The organism is Vagococcus carniphilus, assembly GCF_014397115.1.
Lineage (GTDB): Bacteria > Bacillota > Bacilli > Lactobacillales > Vagococcaceae > Vagococcus > Vagococcus carniphilus.
On record NZ_CP060720.1, the window covers coordinates 1,286,741 to 1,310,167 of the forward strand.

Here is a 23,427-nt window from a genome sequence, read left to right on the forward strand (position 1 = left end):
AAATAATCAATATGAGTTATACTTACTAATGTAATAGTTTTAGAATATTTACATTCCTTAGCGAATGACAATGGAAGTTGGTTAAAGGCCAACACTGTACCCGCAACTGTATGAACATCTTAGGATGTTTGAGTCAGGAACATTGCTGATATTCTAAAATCACTTTTTCGGGAGTAGAGAAGTGGCTGACCATGTCATAATTATGGGCCACTTTGTATTATACAAAGTGGCCCTTTTATATTTCTAAAAACCAAAAAAAGTTCTTTCACCGGCAAGTAAAAGAACTTAATAAGTAGATTATGCCCATTTGATTGTTTGGAGTTTCGGGGTAGTTTGGATACCCTGTTGAGAAACTAGATTAAATAGGTTTGTGACAGTTTGATTTTTGAAATTTGATTTGTTCATGATAACTTGGATAGGCTCTTCTTTAGCAATGACTTCAATCATTTGGATTGTCCCAGAATCTATATAGTCTTGAAGTCTTCCCGTTCTAACGATACCAAGCATTTTACCTGAAAGAATAGCTTCTTGAACAATTTCATCACTACCTGTATTTATGATAGTGGGTTGATTGAGAGATTGTTGGAAAGCGTTGTCATAATTATAATACTCAGACTGATCAATCACAATTGGATATCTTGCAAAGTAGTCTTCTAATTTATAGTTTGGTTTGTAAAGGGAGTTGTGAATGCAAAGAGCAGCACTCTCGTAACCAATAGGTTGGGCAATAATATCTGAGCTGACGATTTTACCAGTTATGATACCTAAATCAACTTCATTTTTTAAGACTTTGCTGATAGTATCCTCATTATTTGAACCATTGATTGTAAAGTTTAATGTTGGAGATATTCGACATAGCTTTGTAATCGCTGGCATAAAGTAACGGAAACCGTAATAGTCGTGTCCCTGAAGCTTTAAGGAGATATGATCGCCATGATCTGGATTAATATTTTTGATTAGATTAATTTCTTTTAAAATATTAATGGATCGTTTATAAAGCTCTTCACCCGCATACGTTAAAACATATTTTCCGTTTTTTTTCATCAGAAGCGTACTTCCTAGCTCTGTTTCTAAACTTTGGATATGTTTTGTGATAGTAGGCTGTGAATAGTTTAGCTTAATAGCGGCTTTTGTCATATTCAATTCTTCTGCCACAACTTGGAAAGTTTGTAACGTTCTTATTTCCATAAAATCCCCTCCTAGATAATTAAATACTACATTCTATATTATAACTTAAAATGGACTAACAGTAAACGCTTTCTCATTTTAAGCTTATTTTTTTGCGTTTTTTTAATCATATTATAAAAAGAATAGTGACTATTCTTTTTTTTTAAGAGATAATAGTTTGGTCAATATATAATGAAAGAAAGGGTGTGTAGTAATGAAGACCTTTAATAATCAGTATTTTTATCATTTTCATCCATTGATTGTTTTTTTATACTTTAGTTTTGTTTTAACCATTATTATGTTTTCTGTTAATCCTATTGTTCGATTGATAACGTTGATAGTTGGATTAGTAACATTATGGCGACTTGAAAATAGGGATCAAATAAAAAAGGATTTGAAATGGTTGGCTATGCTTCTGTTCTTTTCAACTATTGGAAATTTTTTGTTTATTCATTCTGGTAGAACGATTCTTTTTGAGTGGGTCATAAGTGAATCAAAAACTTATCGTTTCACTTTTGAAGCCCTATTTTACGGTTTTTCATTTGGATTGATGATGTATTCAATATTAATATGGTTTCGTTTGTTTTCCTACTCTTTCAACAGTGAGAAAATTCTTTACCTATTTGGAAAAAGAATGCCCAGGATATCTTTGATTTTATCGATGATTCTAAGATTTATTCCTTTATATCAAGCGGAAGTTTCAAATATTAATTTAGCTCAAAAAGGGCTGGGAATCAGTGATAAAAATCAAGGGAATAAAAAAATTGAGAAAGAATACCAAACTTTTTTAAGTTTATTTGGCTGGTCTTTAGAACGAGCAGTTATTACGTCGGATTCTATGAATGCTAGAGGATATGGATTAAAAAATAGAACGCAGTATCAATCTTATATCATACAACAAAGGGATGTTTTGTTGAGTCTACTATTACTAGTTTTACTTAGTGGGTTTTACCTTTGTTCAAGTAGAGAAGCGTTTCAATTTTATTATTATCCTAAACTAAGGATTGACTTAGTACCTGGAGTATCAATAATTGGTTATCTCTTATTGATAGTATTATTAAGTCTACCTCTATTAATAGAAGCAAAGGAGAGAATTCGATGGATTTACTTAGAATGGAAAATGTAGGATTTAGGTATGAAGGAAGCTCCTCTCCTGTTTTAAAAGATATTTCTTTTGAGGTTAAAAGAGGAGATTTCTTAGTTGTCATAGGTGCATCTGGTAGTGGAAAAAGTACACTTTTACGTTTATTAAAACGAGAGCTAGTGACAAATGGTGAAATAAAAGGGAAAGTTTATTTTGAAGATCAATCTATTAATGAACTTTCTGATCATGAATCAGCAAGTAAAATTGGCTATGTCATGCAAGACCCTGATGCTCAAATCGTTACAGACAAAGTATGGTCAGAGTTAGCTTTTGGGCTCGAAAACATTGGTGTTCCAAGAGATGTGATTCGAAGTAGAATAGGAGAGATGGCTAATTATTTTGGTATTCATAACTGGTATCAAAAAGACGTTGCAGATTTATCTGGTGGACAAAAGCAGTTATTAAATTTGGCCTCTATATTAGTAATGCAACCTGAAATTGTTGTTTTGGATGAACCAACAGCTCAACTTGACCCAATTGCATCCCTTGATTTTTTGAGAACATTACAAAGAATCAATACTGAGTTAAATACAACTATCATAATGGCAGAACATTACCTTGAAGAAGTATTTGGGATGGCAGATAACATTCTGATTATCAATGATGGAACTAAAGAGTTTTATGGTTCCTCATTTGAAGCAGCAAATTTGTTGTTAAAAGATGACAAACGAGGAGAAAGTTTACCAAATCCGGTAAGATTGCATCATTTAATTGAAAATAAAGATAAAATGGCGTTCACAATAAGCGATGGGATAGAAATGATGAACAATCAATTTGGTTCTTTGAAACTTTTAGAACAAACAGTTGAATTAAAAGATAGTGATACTTCTAAACAAATAATTATCTCGTTAAAACATGTTTCTTTTAAATATGGTCGACTAGAGTCAGATATCTTACATGATGTAACTCTTGATATTTATAAAGGAGAGATATTTAGTGTTCTAGGTGGAAATGGAGCAGGTAAAAGTACTCTGATGAAAGTGATGAGTGGCTTAGTTTTACCTTATCAAGGAAAAGTAAAAATTGATGGAAAAAAGGTGAAACCCAAGAGTAACGATTTTGTTTACGGACATGATGTGGCGTACCTTCCTCAACAACCTTTATCTATGTTTGTTAAAGAAAGTGTCAAAGCAGATTATGAGTCTTTTCTAAAGACTATGGGTTATACTAATATAGAAGAATCAATAAATGGTATAGCTGATTGGTTTAATATTACTCATCTTTTAGAACAACATCCTTATGATTTGAGTGGAGGAGAGTTACAGTTAGTTGCTCTGGGAAAAGTATTATTACTAAATCCTGATGTCATATTCTTAGATGAACCAACAAAGGGGTAGATATACAAAATAAAAATAAAATTGCCCACTTACTTAAAGAGTTTTCTAATAAAGGCAAAACAGTTATCATTGTGACTCATGACGTAGATTTTTCTGCTAAGATATCTGACAGATGTGGTTTATTTTTTGATAGACAAATGATTTCTGTTTCAGATCCGATTACCTTCTTTTCAAATAACTATTTTTATACAACTCCTATTAATAAGATGGTCAAAGCCTATTTACCTAAAGTAGTTACTTTTGACCAGGCGAAGAAAAGTTGGAAGGTTATTAAGAAAAGAGAGGATTGTAATGAATAAGGTTAAGAAATTTATAAGTTGGTTATTACTGATTGTCTTTAGTTTAGTGATAATGTATTATTTTTACCAGAATAATCGCTATAATTTACTCTCTCTTTATGTGGTGATACTCTCTTTTGTTCCCTTTTTTAGTTCTTTTGAAAGAAAAGAACTGGCGACAAGAGAGCTTGTTTTAATAGCGGTTATGTCTGCTACAGCCGTAGTGTCAAAGGTTATTTTCTTTTTCACACCATCTGTAAATCCGTTAGTGGCAATTGTTATTATTTCGGGCATTCAATTTGGCCCTTTATTTGGATTCATGGTAGGAGCTATTTCTCCATTTGTTGCAAACATGATGTTCACACAAGGCCCGTGGACACCTTTTCAAATGTTAACAACAGGATTGATTGGTTTAATAGCAGGTAGTAAATGGATTAGAAAATCAGAGAATAATCGGTTGATAATGAGTTTATTGGCTGTTTTCTCAGGGGTTCTGTATTCATTGTTGATGGATATTTGGACGGTACTTTCAATTGATGGTGTCTTTACTTGGACAAGATATTTAACTGTACTGGTGCCAGCTGTTCCATTTACCATCACATACATGATTTCAAACGCTATATTTGTAAACATATTAATCAAACCATTGAGCACAAAAATTAAACGTGTCAAACAAAAATATGGTTTAAAAAATTAGAAAGTTGGAATATTGATGAAAAAATTAGTAGGTTTAGTTGTATTATTAGTTGCTTTAACAGGTTGTGGAGCAAAAGGAGAAGATACTGCGAAAGATAGTAGTACAAAAGCATCAAGTAGTGAAGTAGCAGCATCTTCTGAAAAAACAGAAGATGGTGTAAAAGTTACGTTACAAGAAGATGGAAAAGAAATTAGTTCTAAAGATATAGAAATTAAAGATGGTGCTTTTTTAGGAGACATCATGGCTGATAATTTTGATATTACAGAAGAAAACAATATGATTTCATCAATCGACGGAAAAAAACAAGATAATAAAGCTCAAAAATATTGGATCTATACTGTTAACGGTAAAGAAGCTGAAGTTGGAGCAAGTGAGTACAAATTAAAAACTGGTGACGAAGTTGTTTGGAATTTATCTAAATTTGAAATGAAATAATACTAAATAAAGGAAGTGGCAACGTGAAGGTTTATACTAAAGGTGGCGACAAAGGTAAAACGAGTTTAATTGGTGGGAAACGTGTTAATAAAGGTAACTTGAGAGTAGAAGCTTACGGTACTACAGATGAAATTAATGCTCAAGTTGGTTTAAGTATCTGTGAAGTAAGAGAATTAAAGAATAGTGAAGAGTTAGTTGCAGAATTAATTGAAGTTCAAAATTATTTATTTGATTGTGGAACGGATTTAGCAAACGTCTCTGATGAGATGCCTTTTATGATTAATAAAGATCATATTGCATGGCTTGAAGAAAGAATTGATAAATACACAGAAGAATTACCAAAAATTGAACGCTTTATCTTACCCGGTGGTAATAAAGCAAGTTGTAGCTTACATGTAGCAAGAACGGTAACAAGAAGAGCAGAACGAGTTTGTGCAACTCTAATTAAAGAGGAAGAGGAAATTTCAACTCATGCTTTCAAATTCTTGAATCGTTTGTCAGATTACTTCTTTGTAGTAGCAAGATTAGCGAATGTTCTAGGAGAAGAAGAAGAACATTTCTATGAGAGAAGTCAGATAGTATTTCATTAATTTTTTAAATCAAAAAGAGAAAAAAGACGTTTAGCTGATTATGGCTAAACGTCTTTTGTTTAATTAATTGTTGTTTTCATCTGTGTCATCATCGTTATTTTTTTTCTTTTTCATAAAGAAGATTAAACCAACGATAACAAGAACTACTATTCCAATAATTCCAGCAAATCTCATTTTTTCTTCACCAGTTTGAGGTAATTTTTTAACAGGTGCATAATCTTTTTTAACAGGCGCATATACTTTTTGATTAGAACCAGAGCCAGAACCAGCTTCAGTAAAGTTTACTTTAAGTGAGCTAGTTTCAATTTTTAAATCTTGTTCTGGATATTTTTTTTGTAATTCAGTTAAAGATTCTTTTGAAATAGTGAAAGTTGGATCGATTGAACCTTCTCCAGCTTTTTTAGCTTTCCAATTACCTTTTGCATCTAAAGAAAAGAATTCATTATCTTTAATTTCTTTAAATGTACCGGTGATTTTTACGCCCTCAACATCATTAAATGCAAGGGTACCACCACCGTTAATTTTAGCTGTTAAATCTTTAACTGTGTATGTCAATTTGATTACTTTTTCTTGAGATAGAGTGATAGTTGCTGGATGATCTTTATAGTTTGTTATGATTTTATCATTCTTAAAAGGATCAGAGTTTGCAATTTTTTGGAAATTAGAATCTTTTGTATCAAGTGTAATGGTTACTTTTTCAGTGAAAGTTTTGTCTTTGTTTGTTTCTGGTATTTTGAAAGAACCATCACTTGCTAATTCAATTTTGTCTGATTTTAATTCAGTAAAACTTGCTTTTAGTTCTACTGGGCTTTCTTTAAACTCAGCTTCTGCAAAAGTTACAACTAATTTATTACCTTTGTTTTTGATCGTTAAAGGAAGTTCAACTTCTTTTTGAGGTGCTGGTTTATCAGTATCAGTGAAATTAACTTTAATTTTTTCAGTTTTTATAGTAATTTCTTTTTGATTTTCTAAATTTAAATTAGAGAATTCCTTAGCTAGAGCTTCTTTAGTTTTTGCATCTGTTAAATCAGCTTTAAATTCTAATTGAATTGAACCATCTTTGATAGCTTTTTTTGCTGTCCAAATAGTATTAGAAAGAGCTTTTTCATCTTTTGATTCTCTATTAAGATTTCTTTCTACTTTAATGAAGTCATTTTCAAAAGGTTTGAATTCTCCTTTTAAAACAGTTCCATTAACTTTAGCTAAGAAAATATCTCCAGTATCTCCTTTTTTTCCTTTAATATTGTTTGACTCAACTTTTAGAATATTATCTTTAGCAGACTCAGGAGTTTGATCCTTTTCACTTTCTTTTGTTACCGCATTTTCTGATGTAGTATCTTTAGTTTCTTCTGTCTGAGGTTTAGCATCAGCAACTTCAGATGAAGAGACTGTTTGATTTGTATTTACTTCTTCAGCGTTAGCTAATTGAGTTCCACCAATTAAAAATGGAACACAAGCTAATACAACAGCTGATAAGCGTAATGAATTTTTTTTCATGACATTTGCTCCTTTTTGATATTAATTATAGACTATTATAATTAATTATACATTAGTTTCTTTTAAAGTTAAATAGTTATTTTATTTTAGTGATTCTATTCTTTAATTAGGATTTGTGTCACTAATAATAGTCTTAACAAATTTTTGAGAAGCAATTGATAATGAAACGCTCTTTAAGTAGCAGATACCAATGGATCTTTTAGGTATTTTTTCAATTAAATTAATCTCCTTTAAAATACCTTGATTGATATAAGAAGAAGAAAATTCTTTCGTCACACAGGCAATTCCTAAATTAATTTTAGCAAAATCTAATAATAAGTCGTGGGAACCAAGTTCGAATTCAGGCTCTAAAATAAGTCCTATTTCTTTTAAGTACTGGTCAACGAAACGTCTTGAAATAGAATCTTGATCCAAGCAAATAATCGGATGCTTTAAAACGTTCTCTATAGAAACAGCATCTTGGAAAAGATGATTATAATGCTCACCATAAACAAAAGTATCTTGTATATCGGCACAAATAATTTTTTCAAGCTTTTCGTCCTCAATAGGAAAATTACATATAGCAATATCAATTTTACCTTGTTTTAAACTATCAACTAATTCTGAAGTCGTTCCATTTAGAAGTTTAAAAGAGATGTCAGGATATTTATGGTGGAAAGTTTCTAAAAAAGGTAACAAAAAGTATCTTGAGATAGTATCTCCAACACCAATTGCAATTTTTCCTCCTTTTAATAATTTAAATTCTTCCATCTTTTTTTCACCTGAATCAAGTAAATTAAGAGCAGAATCAACGTATTCATATAAATGCTTTCCTTCTTCAGTGAGAGCAACACCTTGAGGGGTTCGATTAAATAGACGAATAGAGAGTTCATCTTCAAGTAATGAAATGGACTGGCTGACAGCAGGTTGTGTTAAATAAAGGCTTTTAGCAGCTTTTGAAAAACTATTATGTTGTGAGACCTCATAAAAAATACGATATAAATCTAATTTGGTTACCATATAAATTCTCCTTATATCTGATATAGTAGATATTAATTTTACTTATATCATGAATCACGGTATAGTACAAGTGTAGAAAATTTAGAATGCAGAGAAATTGTCTGTATAAAGGAGCGAGTTCTATTGGAACGCACAGTTGGAACAATTACTAGAGGTTTACGTTGCCCGATTATTAATGAAGGAGACAACATTGAAGCTATCGTTGTGGATAGTGTATTAAATGCCTCTAAAGCAGAAGGATTTTCAATTGAAGATAAAGATATTGTTGCTGTAACAGAATCAATCGTCGCTAGAGCGCAAGGAAATTATGCCTCAATCGATCAAATTGCAAAAGATGTAACGAATAAGTTTGGTGAAACAACTATTGGAGTTATTTTTCCTATTTTTAGTCGTAATCGTTTTTCAAATTGTTTACGTGGAATTGCTAGAGGAGCAAAAAAAGTTGTCTTAATGATGAGCTATCCATCTGATGAAGTTGGAAATCATATTGTTTCTTTGGATATGTTAGATGAAAAAGGTATTAATCCTTGGACTGATGTTCTGGATGAGAAACAATTTAGAGAATTATTTGGTTATAACAAACATACATTTACTGGTGTTGATTATATTGAATATTACAAAGAATTGATTGCTGGTGAAGGAGCAGAGTGTGAAGTTATTTTCTCTCAAAAACCTAAAACAATTCTTGACTATACTAAAAATGTCTTAACATGCGATATTCATACGAGATACCGTACAAAACGTATTTTAGAAAATAATGGTGCTGAAAAAGTCTTTACTTTAGATGATATTTTATCAGAATCTGTTGATGGCAGTGGATTTAATGAAAATTATGGTCTACTTGGTTCTAACAAATCAACAGAAGAAGCGGTTAAATTATTCCCAAGAGAATGTCAACCAGTTGTTGAAAAAATCCAAGATATGTTAAAAGAGAAAACAGGTAAAACGGTTGAAGTAATGGTTTATGGAGACGGAGCTTTTAAAGACCCAGTTGGAAAAATATGGGAGCTAGCTGATCCAGTTGTTTCACCAGCGTTTACTTCAGGTTTAGAAGGAACACCGAATGAAGTTAAATTAAAATATTTAGCTGATAATAATTTTTCAGATTTACGTGGAGCAGATTTAGAAGCAGCTATTAAAAAACACATCGATGAAAAAGAAGCTGATTTAACAGGTTCTATGGAAGCTCAAGGAACTACCCCAAGACAATTAACTGATTTAATTGGTTCACTAGCTGATTTAACATCAGGTAGTGGAGATAAAGGAACACCAATTGTCTTCATTCAAGGCTATTTTGATAACTTTACTAAATAGTAAGTTAGAAATAAGTTAGAATAAATATGTTCGAGTATTTCTAGGTAAGTTATGATGATTAACTTTTTCTTTTCATGAATATATGCATATTTTTAGAAGCTATGTCTTTAAGAATAGCTTCTTTTTTGTATAAAAATTTATAATTAAATGAATAATAACAAGATTTATTAATATTTATTGAAAACATTATTAAAAAAATATCATGAAAGAATCATAACTTTTATTTTCATATACAATTATAAGTAATTCTTTCTAAGGAAGGAACAATAAAAAATTGAGGAGTTTATGTTTAAATGGATGACGAACAGAATAATAAGAAGAAACTATCATTAACAGCATTAATTTTAATGATTTTTACTTCTGTTTTTGGTTTTGCGAATATTGCTAGAGCCTATTATTTAATGGGATATGCCTCTATACTGTGGTATGTTTTAGCAGCACTTACTTTCTTTTTACCATTTGCTTTCATGTTATCAGAATTTGGAGCAGCGTTTAAAGATGAAAAAGGTGGCATTTATTCTTGGATGGCGAAATCAATCAACCCAAAGTTTTCCTTTGTCGGTACAGTTATGTGGTACTCGTCTAATGTGATTTGGATGGTTAGTACTGGTATTTCGATTTGGATACCTTTATCAAATGGTATTTTTGGAGTTGATAAAACGCAACAATGGTCATTTCTTGGTTTAAACAGCGTACAAAGTCTGGGACTTTTAGGAGCTCTATGGATTTTATTTATTACTTTTTTTTCATCAAAAGGATTAGATAAAATAGAAAAGGTAACTAACATTGGTGGTATTGCAGTAGTTTTATTAAATGTCGTATTAATCTCAGTAGGGATTTTTATTTTAGTTATGAATAAAGGTCAAATGGCAGAACCTTTATCGGTAGCTAAATTTGTTAAATCACCTAATCCAGATTATGGCTCAATCATATCCGTATTTAGCTTTCTTGTTTTTGCTGTTTTTGCCTATGCCGGATTAGAGGTAATCGGTGGTTTAGTAGATGAAACTGAAAATCCAGAAGTTAATTTTCCAAAAGGAATTAAAATATCAGCGATTGTAATTGCAGCCGGTTATGCGATTGGTATTTTTATAATGGGTGTTTTCACGAATTGGTCCTATGCGTTTACTGAGTTTTCAGAAGCTGATATTACCTTAGGAAATGTTGCTTATGTCGCAATGAATAATATGGGGTATCAATTAGGCTTAACCTTAAATTTAACTGAATCAGTATCACGAGAAATTGGTATTTGGATGGGAAGATACATAGGTGTTTCAATGTTTTTAGCGCTAACAGGTTCTTTCTTTACACTGACATTTTCACCATTGAAACAGCTAATTGAAGGCACACCTAAAGAAATTTGGCCAAAAAAATGGACTAAAATAAAAAATGGATTACCTGTACATGCTATGTATGTTCAATCTGCTGTTGTCATTACGATTATCTTATTTGTCTCATTTGGCGGAAAGAGCGCAAAGGAATTCTTTAATATTTTGATTTCAATGACGAATGTCTCAGTAAGTATTCCGTTCATGTTTATTGTCATTGCTTTTTATGGGTTTAAGAAAAAGGAATCCATTGAAAAACCTTTTGTTATTTTTAAATCTAAAAATGGTTATAAATATATTGTTGTTATGGTGACCTTCGTATTAGCATTTGCTAATATTTTTACTGTAGTTGAACCAGCTATTCATGGTCATTACTCAGAAACATTCTTTTCAATGTTAGGTCCAATTTTCTTTTGTAGTGTAGCTATTATTTTATTTAACAGATATGAAAAGAAACAAAATCAATTAGCTCAAGAATCAATAATCGATCCAGTAATGGAAGATTGATTTATTAATTAAATAAAAAAGAAGAGACTGACAATTTAACTTTTGTCAGCCTCTCTTTTTTTATTTTGAAACAGTCAAATAGAAGTCATGTAAATAATCTAGGTTTTCTATTTGTTCGTTACATTTATGACTATCTTTACAAATATAATTTCCTTTTTTAGTATAGGTTCCATCACCAGCACTTTTAGTGGTTGTTAAAAACATGGCTACATTATCTACTTTATGGCAAATGGAACAAACATTTTTAATCACATCTGTTGACATAACTCCGTATAAACCAACAAGTTTATCGTCTAAATAAAAAGTGATGTATTTTCGCTGTGTACCAATGTCATCCCAAGCAAAGTAAGTAACATCATGAAAATCATAATGATCACGAATAGGATATTTAATTTTCTTAACTTTTTTAAAGGTTTTTTGAATCTGTTTATCTGTTACCAATTTAAAAGGAATAACTTGTTGTTTTAACTCTCTAAAGATTGGTTCAGCTTTTGCTTTTGTTAAAGTTATATCAAAAATTTTAGATTCAAATTCGTTGTATTTTTCTTCTCCTAAAAGCGGTCTTATTGTTTCTGACACTAACATTTCATTTGCCGAAAGGGTATTTTTGTCACTTACTGTTTTATAAACATTAATTAAGTGAAGGACTTGATTTTCTATTTGATTAAATTCATATGGTTGTAGCATATTATTTCCCTACTTTCTTTTTAATATGATACTATGGGAAAATAATCTACTATTGATAATTTATTATCTCAAAGTATCATTAGTTACATGAAACTCTGACATAAGATAAAGATGATAAAATCATCTCAATCACCTCCTAAAGTGCTAGTCGTATTGTAAAAAAAATTATTAAAAAAGTAAAGTAAAAAGAATAATTTATTTAGTATAGGAGACATTATATAGTAGGAACAAATGAATAAGGAGGAAATATTTATGTTGTATTATGTAAGAAAAGCAAAAGCAGAAGATTTAGAAACTATTTTATTAGTCATTGAAGATGGACGAAACACATTGAATCAACAAAATATTCCGCAGTGGAGAAATAATGATGGACCAAATAGAAAAATAATAATAGAAGATATTCACTTGGAAGAAGGATATGTTTTAATAGAAGATAACGAAATTGTAGGTTATGGAACAATTACTAAAAAAGAACAAGCCAGTTATGATGAGATAACAAATGGTGATTGGCTAGCTTCAACATACTATGTATCTCTTCATAGAGTTGTCATTCATTCTAAAATAAAACAAAGAGGGATGAGTCAGTTCTTTCTAGGTCATTTAATTTCATTCTCAAAAGAACAAGGTTTTAATGACATTCGTATTGATACGCATCCGATTAACAGCCGAATGAGGAAAGTAATCGAAAAAGCGGGCTTCTCTTACCGTGGAGACATTATTTTGCCTGTTGAAAACGGTGAAAGAGAAGCCTTCCAAATTCTATTAGAAAATTAAGCTTTATTCGCATACCCAGGTACCGTTTTTATCAAGATAGCAGTAGCTACCATCCTCAACAAGTACTAAAGGTTCATGTTCTTTTTCAGCAATGGTTTGAATGGCGTCTTCAATTACTTCTAAAGGTTGAGCGCCATTTATGCTGTATTTGTTGTTAATCACTAGAAAAGGAACACCACTTATTCCGTAATTTTGTGCTAATTGCAAATCTTCGTTTACTGCTTCTAGTGTTTTATTATCATTAAAGGTAGTCATAAATGCTTCCCATTTAAGATCTGTCTCAAGAATTATTTCTTTGATAATAGCCATCGATTCAATATTTTTATTTTCAACAAATAATTTTTCTTGAATCTTATCAAAAACAGACCAGTAAGTTTCTTCATTTCCAAGAATTTGAGCTGATTTAGCAGCTAAAAGGCCGTTCTTAGAAGTTGGAAAAGGAAAGTCAGTTTCTTTCATACCAGTAATATTAAAACGGTGCAGAGAGTCATTTTCATTAGCTTGTTGCCAATGAGAGAGTATTTCTTTTTTAGCAATCTCTCTTGAACCAAACATTTGTATTAAATCAGCTTCATCCCAAGCCAAAGCAAAAGATCGGTGAATTATTTCCACATTAGGATATTTTTTTTGAATCTCACGCATTCGGTGAGACATCGGAAAACAGAAACTGCAAATAACATCATGAAAAAATTCTATTTTCATTAAGTGTAACCACCTATCATTTATTTGCTCTATCATAGCTCGGTAAAATAAAAAAAACAAAAGATATGCTTACTGTCTCTTTGTGAAAAAATAAGTAGTATATCTATCTACTAATAAGAAAGGAAAGTGAAACCTTTGCCAATATTAGAGTTACCAGAAATAAAAGAATATGACTTACCAGAATTTAGGGCACTAACTATCAAAGAACGACTAGAAATTTATGCTAGATTAACTAGAAGTCAACGAGAATTGATTGATGCTCATCGAAAGTATTTAATTAAATCAGAATTCTTAAAGGATAGTTACTTAAAAGCATCAGATTGGGAATTTCAGGATTTAAAAATTGATTTGAATTATCCTGAAAAAGAGTCGAATCAAACATTATTGTATTGCGAATGTGGAAGACGTTTGAAATATCAATATATTGTCAAATCAAAAGAAACTGGCAAAGTAATGGGACTTGGTAGTCAGCATTTTAAAGATCACTTAAAAATTCCCCAACAAGTGGCAACAGAAATTGTCAATCGATTGAACAATGTTGATTTGGCATTAGATGAGTTACTTTGGTTAAAACGCTATGGTTTTGAGTTTCCAGAAGAACTCTGGGAAGTTTATGCTTTCAATCTTTACCAAATACAACAAGCCAATACAGAGTACGAAATTAACTTTTCTCTTGCACATCGTTTAGTAGATTTTAAAAAAGCAAACATGCCTCTTTATGTCACGGATTTTAAAGCAGTTCAACAAGAAATAGAAAAGATGAGTCAAATAGGGAGAGAAGAGGATAAAGATTCTCTAACAGAAGAAGGATTTACTCGCTTTAAAAAAAGTTTGCCAACCAATTTAAAAAAGGAGACATTATTTAATCAAGCTCTTATTTGGTCTAGTCAAATTCAAAAACGAATAGAAACTCATTCGGAAGTGCCAGTGTTACCTAAACGATTTTTTGAAGAACTTTTTCTGATTTTAAAGGAAGAAAATGAGGTCAGTAGAAAACGACATTTAAGTTATTTTTCAAATAAAGGAATGGGAAAATGGATTCAAAAAGAAGTGTATGATCATTTACTTGAAAAAGTGGAAGAATATGGATTAAATTCTTCTTTTTTAGATGAAATACACCCGTTTATGAGAGTAGGATTGTCTCCTTTTGTAGAAACATTAGAATCTTCTAAAAAATTAAATGACGAAAAAGTTAAGAATTCAGTTAAAAAAATAACAAATTTGTTGAGTGAGTTTGATAAAGAAATTCAGCGAGAAATCGTGAAAAATCTAAGTGCTTTTATAGAATAACACAAATTAAACTTAAAATAATCAAGAGGTTAATTTTTTTGAAAGTTGAAAACGGTTAATGTTAAGTGATAATGATATTAAAGTTATGTAAGATATTGGTTTAATAATGGTTATTTAGCTTTAATGTTAAATACTATTTCTTTTTTACGTGTTATATTTGTATTGCAATAATAATTGTAGAAAAGGAGAGGTACAAATGGAGAAAAAACAGAAGTTAACGTTAAAAGCTCTTATTCTTATGATCTTCACTTCAGTATTTGGCTTCACAAACATCATTCGTGCATATTACTTAATGGGGTATGGCTCTATTATATGGTATGTATTGGCAGCGGTAACATTCTTCCTGCCTTTTGCGTTTATGTTGTCAGAGTACGGAGCAGCTTTCAAGGATAGTAAAGGTGGTATTTATTCTTGGATGGCAGAATCGGTAAATCCAAAATTCGCTTTCGTTGGAACATTCATGTGGTATGCATCATACATTGTATGGATGGTAAACGTAGGTACTGGTATTTGGATTCCTTTATCAAACGGAATTTTTGGTGTTGATAAAACACAAACAATGAGCTTTTTTGGACTAAACGGTGTTCAATCGTTAGGTCTACTAGGAGTTTTATGGATTTTACTAATCACTTTTGTTTCATCTAAAGGGTTAGATAAAATCAAAAAAATTACTTCTGTTGGTGGTACAGCGGTTGCATTACTTAACGTTGTATTGATTCTTGGTGGTTTAATCATTTTAGCTTTAAACAAAGGTCAAATGGCAGAGCCGGTAACAGCAGCAGCATTTACTACATCACCAAATGCTGATTATCAATCAATTATATCTGTATTCAGTTTCTTAGTATTTGCTATTTTTGCTTACGGTGGACTTGAAGTTGTAGGTGGGTTAGTAGATGAAACTGAAAATGCTGAAGTAACTTTCCCTAAAGGGGTAACAATTTCAGCAATCGTTATTGCTGTTGGTTATGCTGTAGGTATCTTTATTATGGGTGCGTTTACTAACTGGACATTCGCATTTACTCAATTCTCTGATGCTGAAATTACATTAGGAAACGTAGCTTATGTAGCGATGAATAACATGGGTTACCAATTAGGTCTTGCCCTTCACTTACCAGAAGCTACAGCTGTTACTGTTGGTATGTGGGTAAGTCGTTACATGGGATTATCTATGTTCTTAGCTTTAACTGGTGCATTCTTTACTTTAATCTTCTCACCATTAAAACAATTAATCGAAGGAACTCCAGAAGAAATCTGGCCTAAGAGTTTTAGTAAAAGAGAAAATGGTTTACCAGTTGTAGCAATGAGAGTTCAAGCTGGTATTGTTATTGCTATCATTTTAGCAGTTTCATTTGGTGGAGATAGTGCCAAAGCGTTCTTCGACATCTTAGTAGCTATGACTAACGTATCAATGACAATTCCTTATATGTTCTTAGCTTTAGCATTCTTAGGATTCAAGAAAAAAGATGACATTCATAAACCGTTTGAAATTTATAAATCTAAATCATTCTATAAGATTGCTGTATTTAGTGTAACTTTCGTAGTTGGTTTTGCGAACGTCTTTACAATTATCAATCCTTCATTAAATGGTAATGTAAAAGAAACAATCTTCTCAATTTTAGGACCAGTATTCTTTGGTGTACTAGCATACATCATGTATACTCGTTATGAAAAAAAACAATAAAACTGTAAAAAAATAAACAATTAGAGGGAGTCTTTTTAAATGGATAAATTTAATCATTATTTAGATAAATATGCTGAATTAATCGTTAGAACTGGTGTTAACGTAAGTGATAACCATAGCGTTATTTTAGAAATCTCTGTAACACAAGCTCCGCTAGCTCGTTTAATTACAAAAAAAGCCTATGAAATGGGCGCTAAAGAAGTTATTGTAAGATGGAATGATGATGAAATCTTAAAAGAAACAGTAGCTCATAAAGATGCTGTTGCTTTAGAAACAGTTACTTCATACCAATTAGAAGAAGTACAAGATTGGGTAGATAAAAAAGCTTCAAGAATTAGTGTTGTTTCAGCTAACCCAGATGCTTTGTCAGGTGTGCCTTCTGAACGTGTTGGCTTATACCAAAAATTTGACCGTAAATTATTATTTAACTTACGTCAAGCTGGCCAATCAAATAAAATTAGTTGGACAGTAGTAGCTGCATCAGGTGCTGAGTGGGCTAAGAAAGTATTCCCAGAATTAGCAACTGAAGAAGAACAAGTAGATGCTTTATGGGATGCAATCTTTAAAGCAACTAAAGTTTATGCTGATGATCCTGTGGAAGCTTGGCAAAAACACGAAGCAACATTAAGAGAAAAAGCAGACATGTTAAATAAAGAACAGTTTGTTAAATTACACTATACAGCGCCGGGAACTGACTTAACAGTTGGATTACCTAAAAACCATGTATGGGATAGCGCTCGTAGTATTAATGCTTCTGGTGAAGAATTTATGGCAAATATGCCAACAGAAGAAGTCTTTACAGCTCCAGATTGCCGTGTTGCTGATGGTTTTGTAACAAGTACTAAACCATTAAGCTACGGTGGAACAACTTTAGTTGATATGGTATTCCATTTTGAAAATGGTCAAATCGTTAAAGCCGAAGCTGGCGAAGGTGAAGACGTGTTAAATCATTTAATCGATATGGACCCAGGTTCAAGACGATTAGGTGAAGTAGCATTAGTTCCAGATCCATCACCAATCTCTCAATCAGGTATTACATTCTATAATACTTTGTTTGATGAAAATGCTTCTAACCATTTAGCAATTGGAAATGGTTATGCATTTAATATTGAAGATGGAACAAACAAATCAGAAGAAGAATTGGAAGCAATTGGCTTAAACCGTAGCCAAAACCATGTGGACTTCATGATTGGTTCTGACAAAATGGATGTTGATGGTATCAGAGAAGATGGAACAATTGTTCCTATCTTCAGAAATGGTAACTGGGCATAAAAATAAGTTAAAAGTAAAGAGAGTAAGGACGTTAAAAATGTTCCTACTCTCTTTTTTGTGTTATTAAAAAAGTAAAAACTTTGTTTTGATTCTCTCAGGGAATTAAGGCAAAGTTTTTTCATTTTATCCAATCTGCACAAACAAATATTTAAAATTGTGAAAAACTGAGAATGTAACCGTTTTAAAATTTAAGTATGATGAAACCGTAGTTGATAGACAGGCTTTAAAGAGGAGGAGATGACGATAAAGCAAAAAGATGATTTTTCACTAAAACAAGAAGTGAAATTATCTGAAAAAGAAATAATTAGCTTTAAAAAAAGAGGCTATAACGATGATTTATTGCCAAAAACTAAAGAAAAGCGTCATATGTCAACAATGAATTATTTCACTCTTTGGATGGGATCGGTTCATAATATTCCAAACTATACAGCTGTAGGTGGCTTTTTATATTTAGGGCTTTCCCCCCTAGGCGTTATGTCGGCTTTAGTCATTAGTAGTATGGCAGTTGCTGCTTTACTTGTTTTAAATGGTAAAGCAGGATCAACCTATGGAATTCCATTTTCTATGCATTTAAGGGCAACGTATGGAGATGTAGGAGCAAAACTACCAGGTTTTCTTAGAGGAGTGGTAGTTGCTATTGCTTGGTTTGGTTTACAAAATTATACAGCTTCCCTTGCTTTGCTGATTTTAATTGGAAAAATTTGGCCTGATTTTCTTCTTTTAGGAAGTGGGTTTTCCTTTTTCGGACTTTCTTTTCCAGGTTTGATTTCTTTTACTGTATTTTGGTTCATTAATTTACTAATTGGACTTGGTGGCGGTAAGGCGCTTAATAAATTTACAGCTATTTTAAACCCATTAATCTATGTTGTTTTTATCGGTATGGCAATTTGGGCGATTCGGGTTAGTGGTGGCATTATGTCTATTTTGAATTTTACACCTGAGATAACTCAGTCAACATCTTCTTCAAAAATATTAACTTACTTAATCATTATCAATGCAGTGCTTGCTGTTTGGGCAGGACCTGGAGCAAGTGTCTCAGATTTTACTCAAAATGCGGTATCCACTAAATCTCAACGAATTGGTCAAAGTGCGAGTCTAGTTGTTGGCTATACGATATTTGCTTTTTCTAGTATTTCGATCCTGATTGGTGGTTCGATCTATTACGGTGTTGATGAATGGAATGTTTTAAATATTGTTAATAAATGGGATCACTTTCCGGCCATGCTTCTTTCAATCATTGTTTTATTGATGACGACAATTTCAACGAATGCTACAGGGAATATCGTGCCGGCAGCTTATCAGCTTTCAGCTCTATTTCCAAAACAGATTAATTATAAAAAAGGTGTTGTTATTGCCAGTGTAATAAGTTTTCTGATGATGCCTTGGAAATTAATGGACAACTCAGAAAGTATTTTTAATTTTTTGAATATGATAGGAGCAACATTAGGACCTGTCGCAGGCGTTATGCTTGCTCACTATTTCTTTATTTTAAAAGAAAAAATAAATTTAGATGAGCTTTATATGGATCAAACAAAAAATAATCAAGGAAATAGTTATAAAGGAATTAATAAAGAGGCTTACATTGCGACAATAACAGCTCTTCTTATTTCATTATTAGGACAAGTTAACGATAGCTTTAGTTTGATTTCGAAACTATCTTTTCTCATAGGTTTTGTCATGTCGTTTAGTATTTACCTTGTTTTAAAAAAGAAAACTGGTCACAAGAAAGGGAAGATTTAAATGAATTTTGATTTAATCATAAAAAATGGACTTGTTATCTTAGATGACGAAGCTAAAAGATTAGACATTGGTGTTTCATCAGGAAAAGTTTCTGCAATTGGACTCAATCTAGGAAAGGGAGCAGAAACAATTGATGCAACAGATTTTATTGTAAGTCCGGGAATGGTAGATGCCCATGTTCATATTACTGATCCTGGAGGAGGCGTTCGAGACTTTTGGGAAGGTTATGAAACAGGAACGAATGCTTGTGCTAAAGGTGGTGTTACAACTTTCATGGAAATGCCGTTAAATCAAGTTCCAGCTACAATTGATAAGGAATCTCTATTGATTAAATATGCGGCAGGAGAAGGAAAACTCTTATCAGATGTCGGCTCTTTTGGTGGTGTGGTTCCTTTTAATTTAAAGGGCGGCATACAAGAATTAGATGAAGGAGGTGTCTCTGCTTATAAATGTTTTATGGCAACTTGTGGGGACCGTTCAATTGATGGTGATTTCATGAATGTGGATGATTATTCTCTTTATGAAGGAATGAAGCAAGTGGCTAAAACAGGAAAAGTGTTAGCTATTCACGCAGAAAACGCAGCAATCACAGACCGTTTAGGCGAAATGGCGTATCAAAATGGTGAAACGACATTAGCTGCTTATGTGAAAACAAGACCTGTATTTACAGAAGTTGAACCCATAAGACGTGCAATCTTATTAGCAAAAGAAACAGGTTGTCGCATTCATATTTGTCATATTGCTTGTCCAGAAGGTGTTGAAGAAGTAACAAAAGCTAGAAACGAAGGCGTTGATGTTACTTGTGAGACTTGTACCCATTATCTTTATTTTGAAACGGATGAACTTGATTCGATAGGACCAATCGTTAAGTGTTCTCCTCCTATTAGAGATAAAAAGGCACAAAATGGTTTGTGGGAGAAAGTAAATCAGGAAGAAATAGCATTTGTTACGTCTGATCATTCTCCTTGTACACCTGACTTAAAAGATAAAGAAAATGCATTTGAAGCTTGGGGCGGTATTTCAGGCGTTCAAAATAATGTAGATGTTTTATTTGATGAAGCTGTTCAAAAAAGAGGTATGTCACTCTCACAATTTGCTAAACTAATAGCAACGAATCCTGCTAAGCGATTTAATTTAGAGGAAAAAGGTTGTATCGCAATAGGAAAAGATGCTGATTTTGTTTTTATATCTCCAAATAATCCTTATACTTTGAAAGCAGAAGATTTAGCTTATCGAAATAAAATTAGTCCTTATGTTGGACGCACAATTGGTGCTCAGATTGAACGAACTATTTTAAGAGGTCAGACCATTTATTCAAAAGAAAATGGTATTTCAACTAAACGAATCGGTCGTTTTATAAAATAAGTTGTGCAAAGTGCCTAATAAAAAATATAGAAATAGAACATTGGATGAATGTAATCGTTTTAAAAAATGTTTAGACTAACGGTGTAAGAAAGAAATGAAATGTTAAAAGAAGGGAAGATACCGGATGTATAATTTTTACGAATTAATAGAAGAGCATGTGAAATGGATTTCTGAAATTGGAGCTGATCCAACTGGTGGAACAACTCGTTTACTTTATGATGAAAATTGGCGACAAGCTCAAGCAGAATTAAAAGAAAAATTTGAAGCGCTTGATTTAGTAACTCAATTTGATGAAATCGGTAACTTATACGGTAAATTAGAAGGAACTAAATACCCAAATGAAACTATTTTAACAGGTTCTCACGTAGATACTGTTGTGAATGGTGGTAAATTAGATGGTCAATTTGGGATTATTGCTTCTTACTTAGCAGTAAAATTTTTAAAAGAAAAATATGGTGCTCCTTTAAGAAATTTAGAAGTTATTTCAATGGCAGAAGAAGAAGGAAGCAGGTTCCCATATGCCTTTTGGGGTAGTAAAAATATCTGGGGCTTAGCAGATAAAAATGATGTGATTGATGCAACTGATGCAAATGGTGTGAAATTTGTAGATGCCATGATGGATTCAGGATTTAAATTTAAAAATGATTTGGCTCCAACAAGAGATGACATCAAAGCTTTCGTAGAGATTCATATAGAACAAGGAAGCGTCCTTGAAAAAACGGGCAAACAAGTTGGAATTGTTAATAGTATCGTTGGTCAAAAACGTTATAGTATCACATTATCAGGTGAGTCTAATCATGCTGGAACAACACCAATGGGCTTTAGAAAAGATACAGTTTATGCGATGAGTAAAATGATTAGCGAAGCAACAGATAAAGCTTATGAACAAGGAGATCCACTTGTATTAACGTTTGGACATGTAGATGTTCAACCAAATACAGTTAACGTTGTTCCAGGTCAAGTAACATTTAGTATGGATTGCCGTCATACAGATGCGAAAGTCTTAAAAGAGTTTACGGAAGAAATTGAAACATTATTTGCAGAAATTGCTAAAAAACATGGTGTTGAGATAATTATGGATAATTGGATGGATGAATCACCTGTTCCGATGTCTAAAGAAATTGTAGGGACATTAGAAGAAGCCTGTAAAGAGGCCAATTTAAACTACACTGTGATGCATAGTGGTGCAGGTCACGATTCACAAATTTTTGCAGTCCATGTTCCAACAGCGATGATTTTTGTTCCAAGTATTGATGGTATTAGTCATAATCCAGCAGAAAATACGCGAACAGAAGATTTAGTTGAAGGATTAGAAGCGTTGATTGCTTCATTATACAAGTTAGCTTACGAAGAAAAATAAGGGGAATTAAACATGAAAGAGATGAATATTGAAAAGCAACAATCTGGTATGGAATATTGGAAAAAAGTTATCATCATGCTTTGTCTAGGTTGGGTCACTATTTGGATTTATCGTTCAGCATTAACACCTATTTTTCCTGAGATTCAAGAAACAATTGGAAAATATACGAATACTCAAATGGGTTTGATTTCAAGTTGTTACTTCTTTGGTTACACAGGAATGCAAATTCCAGCTGGGATATTAGTTGATAAGTTAGGTAAGAAAAAAGTGCTTATTCCAGGATTTATTTTGTTTGGTTTAGCAGCCGTTATGATTTCAATGTCTCAAAGTATTAGCACTATTTACATTGCTAGTGTTTTTGCAGGGATTGGTTGTGGTTCTTATTATGGCTCTGCTTATTCTTTATCTTCAGAAAGTATTCCGGAAGAAAAAAGAGGATTATCAACAGCTATTATTAATAGTGGTTCAGCAGTTGGTATGGGATTAGGACTAATTGGTTCTAGTTTAATTGTTAAACAGATGGGTATGCCTTGGCAAACAATGATGTATATCTGTATTGTTGCCATCATTGCGATGTTAGTTATTTTTATCGTCGTGATTAAACCAGAAGAAAAAACAGTCAAAGTAGTCAAAGAGACAGAGCAAGAAGTACCTGTTGAAAAAACTAAAATGGATGTCAAAAAATTATTTAGTTTAAAAATGATCACTGCTTACTTACTATATTTTGGTACTTGTTATGGTTATTACATGGTAGTGACTTGGTTGCCATCATTCTTACAAGAAGAACGTGGATTCCAAGGTTTAGCAATTGGTTTTTCATCAGCTTTAGTAGCTTTCTCAGCTATTCCTGGTGCTTTATTCTTTAGCCGCTTATCAGATAAACATCGCAATAAAAAAATTACATTTATCTTTGGATTAGAAATTACAGCAGCTTTAATGTTACTACTAACAGTATTAGCTCCAAGTTCTGGTATTTTACTAGTTGCTTTAATTTTATATGGTTTATTAGGTAAATTAGCCGTTGAACCAATCATCATCTCTTATATTTCCGATAGCGCTTCTAAAGAAAATTACGGTACAACATTTGGTGTATTTAATTTCTTTGGAATGAGCTCTTCAGTTATCGCTCCGGCTTTAACTGGCTTTATTTCAGATAATACTGGTTCAAAAATTATGGGATTCTATATCTCAGCTATCATTTTAGTGATTACAACCATCTCTTTTGTCATGGTTAATAAAAATAAGAAAAATGCTTAACAGATT

The 23,427-nt window shown here is 32.1% G+C and carries 21 protein-coding genes and 1 riboswitch; of the genes, 16 read left to right on the forward strand and 5 right to left on the reverse strand.

Annotation, left to right across the window (positions count from 1 at the left end):
* The first annotated feature begins 32 nt into the window (after nt 1-32).
* A riboswitch (cobalamin riboswitch) is annotated at nt 33-163 on the forward strand.
* Nucleotides 164-297: 134 nt separating this feature from the next.
* Entirely contained in the window at nt 298-1,188 is an 891-nt protein-coding gene (locus H9L18_RS06430; RefSeq protein WP_126791720.1) for a LysR family transcriptional regulator, read from the reverse strand.
* A gap of 193 nt (nt 1,189-1,381) precedes the next feature.
* Here H9L18_RS06430 and H9L18_RS06435 point away from each other — a divergent pair, with 193 nt between their 5' ends.
* From H9L18_RS06435 to H9L18_RS06460, 6 genes are all read left to right on the forward strand, one after another.
* On the forward strand, nt 1,382-2,293 hold the full coding sequence (locus tag H9L18_RS06435; RefSeq protein ID WP_126791718.1) for an energy-coupling factor transporter transmembrane component T: 912 nt from the start codon (nt 1,382-1,384) through the stop codon (nt 2,291-2,293).
* Entirely contained in the window at nt 2,266-3,648 is a 1,383-nt protein-coding gene (locus H9L18_RS06440) for an ABC transporter ATP-binding protein (RefSeq protein WP_187559364.1), read from the forward strand. The genes H9L18_RS06435 and H9L18_RS06440 overlap by 28 nt, the downstream gene beginning before the upstream one ends.
* Nucleotides 3,649-3,719: 71 nt before the next feature.
* On the forward strand, nt 3,720-3,947 hold the full coding sequence (locus H9L18_RS06445; protein ID WP_187559365.1) for a hypothetical protein: 228 nt from the start codon (nt 3,720-3,722) through the stop codon (nt 3,945-3,947).
* Nucleotides 3,940-4,623: an ECF transporter S component gene (locus tag H9L18_RS06450; RefSeq protein ID WP_126791714.1), complete on the forward strand. Its 684-nt coding sequence runs from the start codon at nt 3,940-3,942 to the stop codon at nt 4,621-4,623. Before H9L18_RS06445 ends, H9L18_RS06450 begins: the two co-directional genes overlap by 8 nt.
* Nucleotides 4,624-4,638: 15 nt before the next feature.
* Entirely contained in the window at nt 4,639-5,058 is a 420-nt protein-coding gene (locus H9L18_RS06455; protein WP_126791712.1) for a DUF4430 domain-containing protein, read from the forward strand.
* Between the two features lie 23 nt (nt 5,059-5,081).
* On the forward strand, nt 5,082-5,648 hold the full coding sequence (locus H9L18_RS06460) for a cob(I)yrinic acid a,c-diamide adenosyltransferase (protein WP_126791710.1): 567 nt from the start codon (nt 5,082-5,084) through the stop codon (nt 5,646-5,648).
* A gap of 63 nt (nt 5,649-5,711) precedes the next feature.
* Here H9L18_RS06460 and H9L18_RS06465 read toward each other — a convergent pair whose 3' ends face one another.
* Together H9L18_RS06465 and H9L18_RS06470 are read right to left on the reverse strand one after the other, a co-directional pair.
* Nucleotides 5,712-7,145 carry an LPXTG cell wall anchor domain-containing protein gene (locus H9L18_RS06465; protein ID WP_126791708.1) on the reverse strand — a complete coding sequence of 478 codons (1,434 nt, stop codon included), beginning with the start codon at nt 7,143-7,145 and terminating at the stop codon, nt 5,712-5,714.
* Nucleotides 7,146-7,247: 102 nt separating this feature from the next.
* Complete coding sequence (locus H9L18_RS06470) at nt 7,248-8,144, reverse strand: LysR family transcriptional regulator (protein WP_126791706.1); 897 nt, start codon at nt 8,142-8,144, stop codon at nt 7,248-7,250.
* 123 nt (nt 8,145-8,267) lie between these two features.
* Between H9L18_RS06470 and H9L18_RS06475 the strand changes: the two genes are divergently transcribed.
* Both H9L18_RS06475 and yjeM (H9L18_RS06480) read left to right on the forward strand, forming a co-directional pair.
* Nucleotides 8,268-9,458: a coenzyme F420-0:L-glutamate ligase gene (locus H9L18_RS06475; RefSeq protein WP_126791704.1), complete on the forward strand. Its 1,191-nt coding sequence runs from the start codon at nt 8,268-8,270 to the stop codon at nt 9,456-9,458.
* A gap of 293 nt (nt 9,459-9,751) precedes the next feature.
* Nucleotides 9,752-11,293 (forward strand): glutamate/gamma-aminobutyrate family transporter YjeM, encoded by a 1,542-nt coding sequence (gene yjeM, locus H9L18_RS06480; RefSeq protein WP_126791702.1) that lies wholly within the window; start codon nt 9,752-9,754, stop codon nt 11,291-11,293.
* A 60-nt stretch (nt 11,294-11,353) separates the two neighbouring features.
* Here yjeM (H9L18_RS06480) and H9L18_RS06485 read toward each other — a convergent pair whose 3' ends face one another.
* The gene (locus tag H9L18_RS06485; protein WP_126791700.1) at nt 11,354-11,980 is read right to left on the reverse strand and encodes a FusB/FusC family EF-G-binding protein; all 627 of its coding nucleotides are present in this window, start codon (nt 11,978-11,980) and stop codon (nt 11,354-11,356) included.
* Between the two features lie 252 nt (nt 11,981-12,232).
* On the opposite strand from H9L18_RS06485, the gene H9L18_RS06490 reads away from it, so the two are divergent.
* Nucleotides 12,233-12,754: a GNAT family N-acetyltransferase gene (locus H9L18_RS06490; protein WP_185847401.1), complete on the forward strand. Its 522-nt coding sequence runs from the start codon at nt 12,233-12,235 to the stop codon at nt 12,752-12,754.
* 3 nt (nt 12,755-12,757) lie between these two features.
* On the opposite strand, the gene H9L18_RS06495 is transcribed toward H9L18_RS06490, so the two are convergent.
* The gene (locus tag H9L18_RS06495) at nt 12,758-13,456 is read right to left on the reverse strand and encodes a DsbA family oxidoreductase (protein WP_126791696.1); all 699 of its coding nucleotides are present in this window, start codon (nt 13,454-13,456) and stop codon (nt 12,758-12,760) included.
* A gap of 135 nt (nt 13,457-13,591) precedes the next feature.
* Here H9L18_RS06495 and H9L18_RS06500 point away from each other — a divergent pair, with 135 nt between their 5' ends.
* The 7 genes from H9L18_RS06500 (at nt 13,592) to H9L18_RS06530 (ending at nt 23,421) form a co-directional block, all read left to right on the forward strand.
* On the forward strand, nt 13,592-14,746 hold the full coding sequence (locus H9L18_RS06500; RefSeq protein WP_126791694.1) for a hypothetical protein: 1,155 nt from the start codon (nt 13,592-13,594) through the stop codon (nt 14,744-14,746).
* Between the two features lie 196 nt (nt 14,747-14,942).
* Nucleotides 14,943-16,427 carry a glutamate/gamma-aminobutyrate family transporter YjeM gene (yjeM, locus tag H9L18_RS06505; RefSeq protein ID WP_126791692.1) on the forward strand — a complete coding sequence of 495 codons (1,485 nt, stop codon included), beginning with the start codon at nt 14,943-14,945 and terminating at the stop codon, nt 16,425-16,427.
* A gap of 39 nt (nt 16,428-16,466) precedes the next feature.
* Nucleotides 16,467-17,699 carry an aminopeptidase gene (locus tag H9L18_RS06510; protein WP_126791690.1) on the forward strand — a complete coding sequence of 411 codons (1,233 nt, stop codon included), beginning with the start codon at nt 16,467-16,469 and terminating at the stop codon, nt 17,697-17,699.
* A gap of 237 nt (nt 17,700-17,936) precedes the next feature.
* Nucleotides 17,937-19,439 carry an allantoin permease gene (allW, locus tag H9L18_RS06515; protein WP_126791688.1) on the forward strand — a complete coding sequence of 501 codons (1,503 nt, stop codon included), beginning with the start codon at nt 17,937-17,939 and terminating at the stop codon, nt 19,437-19,439.
* Nucleotides 19,440-20,804, forward strand: a complete 1,365-nt coding sequence (allB, locus tag H9L18_RS06520; protein WP_126791686.1) for an allantoinase AllB — start codon at nt 19,440-19,442, stop codon at nt 20,802-20,804.
* A gap of 124 nt (nt 20,805-20,928) precedes the next feature.
* Complete coding sequence (gene allC / locus H9L18_RS06525; RefSeq protein ID WP_126791684.1) at nt 20,929-22,164, forward strand: allantoate deiminase; 1,236 nt, start codon at nt 20,929-20,931, stop codon at nt 22,162-22,164.
* Between the two features lie 21 nt (nt 22,165-22,185).
* Nucleotides 22,186-23,421 (forward strand): MFS transporter, encoded by a 1,236-nt coding sequence (locus H9L18_RS06530; RefSeq protein WP_126791955.1) that lies wholly within the window; start codon nt 22,186-22,188, stop codon nt 23,419-23,421.
* The last annotated feature ends 6 nt before the right edge of the window (nt 23,422-23,427 follow it).